Annotated in this window: 2 protein-coding genes; one reads left to right on the top strand and one right to left on the bottom strand. The window is 56.2% G+C overall.

Translation table 11 applies throughout. The features are described from left to right. Window positions 1–473: 473 nt before the first annotated feature. Window positions 474–1,601 carry a DUF362 domain-containing protein gene (locus D5269_RS17270; protein ID WP_120486842.1) on the bottom strand — a complete coding sequence of 376 codons (1,128 nt, stop codon included), beginning with the start codon at window positions 1,599–1,601 and terminating at the stop codon, window positions 474–476. Between the two features lie 211 nt (window positions 1,602–1,812). Between D5269_RS17270 and D5269_RS17265 the strand changes: the two genes are divergently transcribed. Continuing rightward, window positions 1,813–2,586, top strand: coding sequence for a hypothetical protein (locus tag D5269_RS17265; protein WP_120486843.1), 774 nt, complete (start codon window positions 1,813–1,815; stop codon window positions 2,584–2,586). Window positions 2,587–2,714: the final 128 nt, after the last annotated feature.

Genomic DNA, 2,714 nt, shown 5'->3' with positions numbered 1-2,714 from the left:
TATGTAACCATAAGCATCTCCCCCTTTCTTCAAGGGGGCCAACCGCCTGCAACCGTTGTGGCAGCACCTTGTCCTTATTCTACCATGGAGATGCTTTCCAGTCAAGAAAAAAGGCGCTTGACAGCGCCCGGATTGCGGGATATAATAAAGATAAAGAAAGGTGCTGCCGGCAGACGGTCAGCCCCTCTAGGTTTACGGAAATAACCGCAGCACTTTGGAAGGGTGGCGGTTATTTTTGTTTGCCCTGAACCAGAGCAATCACGCTGATAATTACGAGACAAAAAGCAAATAGCCCTTCGTATGTAACCATAAGCATCTCCCCCTTTCTTCAAGGGGGCCAACCGCCTGCAACCGTTGTGGCAGCACCTTGTCCCCATTCTACCATGGAAGTGTTTCCCGGTCAAGAAGAGGAGAAATCCCACTCCAAAGCGTTGCGCGAAGGGAAGAAAAAAGGAGGGGTTTCCCCCTCTTTTTTATTTGACAGTGATCAGCTCATACTGACGGCTGCCGATCCCGATTTTTTCAGCGTGCGCGAGGGTGGTTTCCCAGTTGGTTTCGGGCATACTGTTGTGGAAATGGTCGTGACGGTCGTGGAACCCAGCGGCCGAACAAAGGTCGGTGAGGCGGCTTCCGGGGATCGGCTCGGCGCGGTTGCAGGCATCGACACACGCCTGATCGAGCGCGACCGGGTCAAAGCTGGCGAACATCCCAACATCGGGGAGGATCGGCAGATCGTTTTCGGCGTGGCAGTCGCAGTAAGGGGAAACGTCGATCACGAGGTTGATGTGGAAATGCGGACGCCCCGCCAGTACCGCCTTGGTGTACTCGGCCATCTTAACGCAGAGGTCATCGTTGGCGCTGTCGTTGTGGTTGGCGATCGCGTCGAAATTGCAGACCCCGATGCACCGCCCGCAGCCGACGCACCGGTCGTGGTCGATCGAGGCTTTGCGCGCGCTGTCGTACGAGATCGCCGCCTGTGCACAGAGTTTCGCGCACAGCCCGCAGCCCCGGCAGAGCGCCTGGGCAACCGTCGGCTTGCCGCTCTTGTGCTGCTCCATCTTCCCGGCCCGGCTGCCGCAGCCCATCCCGATATTTTTGATCGCACCGCCAAAACCGGTCAGCTCGTGGCCCTTGAAATGGTTCAGGCTCAGAAAGACATCCGCATCCATAATCGCGCGGCCGATCTTCGCCTCTTTTACCATCGTGCCGCCCTCGACCGGTACCGAAACATCATCGGTCCCCTTGAGGCCGTCAGCAATCAGGACGTGGCATCCGGTCGAAAACGGGCTGAACCCATTTTCATATGCCGCCTCCAGATGCTCGAGCGCATTTTTGCGGCGTCCGACATACAGGGTGTTGCAGTCGGTCAGGAACGGCACCCCGCCCAGCTCCTTTACCAGATCCGCGACCGCCTTCGCGTAGTTCGGCCGCAGATACGCCAGATTCCCCGGCTCTCCGAAGTTGATCTTGATTGCGGTCAGCTTGCCGTCAAAGTCGATCTCCCCAATTCCCGCTTTTTGCAGCAGCTTTTTCAGCTTGTCCAGAAGGCTCGTCCCCACGGTTACCCGCAGATCGGTAAAGTATACCGCCGATTTTTCCATCTGTCTGTCTCCTCCTTTGGTTCTTATGTCCCTATTATAAAGGGTTCCTTCCGCTTTGTCCACCGATTGTGCTGATTTTTTATCTGCCGGGACGCGCCCTCCCAGCCAAAGCAGAGCGCAGACCTGCCCTGTGGACCGCGGCGCTCCCCTTATATCTGGTTGACCGCCCCTCTCATCTGTGCTATACTCATAAAGAGAGGAGGGACCGGACATGAACAACGAAGAGAAAATCCTTGAAATTCTCGTGCAGATGCAGACCAATATCACCGATCTGAAGTCAGGGCAGGCGCAGATGCGCGCCGATATCACAGACCTAAAGTCTGAGCAGGCGCAGATGCGCGCCGATATCACAGAATTGAAATCTGAGCAGGCGCAGATGCGCGCCGATATCACAGAATTGAAATCTGAGCAGGCACAGATGCGCGCCGATATCACAGAATTGAAATCTGAGCAGGCGCAGATGCGCGCCGATATCGCGGACCTGAGAACCGACGTCACTACCCTGAAATCTGAGCAGGCACAGATGCGCGCCGACATCGCGGACCTGAGAACCGACGTCACTACCCTGAAATCCGAGCAGGCTCAGATGCGCGCCGACATCGCGGACCTGAGAACCGACGTCACTACCCTGAAATCTGAGCAGGCGCAGATGCGGGCTGACATCGCGGACCTGAGAACCGACGTCACTACCCTGAAATCTGAGCAGGCACAGATGCGCGCTGACATCGCGGACCTGAGAACCGACGTCACTACCCTGAAATCCGAGCAGGCTCAGATGCGGGCTGACATCACAGAATTGAAAACTGACGTGAGAGCCCTTCACAATAAAATGGAAAAAGGCTTCCAAGCTACCCGCTCTGAAATTGTGGATGTTGTTGAAGCTGTGAGTCAAAAAGTGGAGCGGCTCGAGAACACCATCAAATCTGTTGAAGATGTTGCCGCACAAAATGCTTTTGATGTCCAGTTGATGAAACGCCGAGCCTGAGGACGCCGCCTTTGGGGCGGCGTTTTTGTTTTGGCTCAAAGGCAACGGAAGTTTGGGTTCCCGACCAAACTTCCGGGGCGCAAGCGCCCTTCTTCGGGGGACTTCTCGGACCTACGGTCCGAAGCGCG

Source organism: Anaerotruncus sp. 1XD42-93, from assembly GCF_009917605.1.
Taxonomy (GTDB): Bacteria; Bacillota; Clostridia; order Oscillospirales; family Ruminococcaceae; genus Anaerotruncus.
This window is presented reverse-complemented; position numbering and strand designations above follow the sequence as displayed.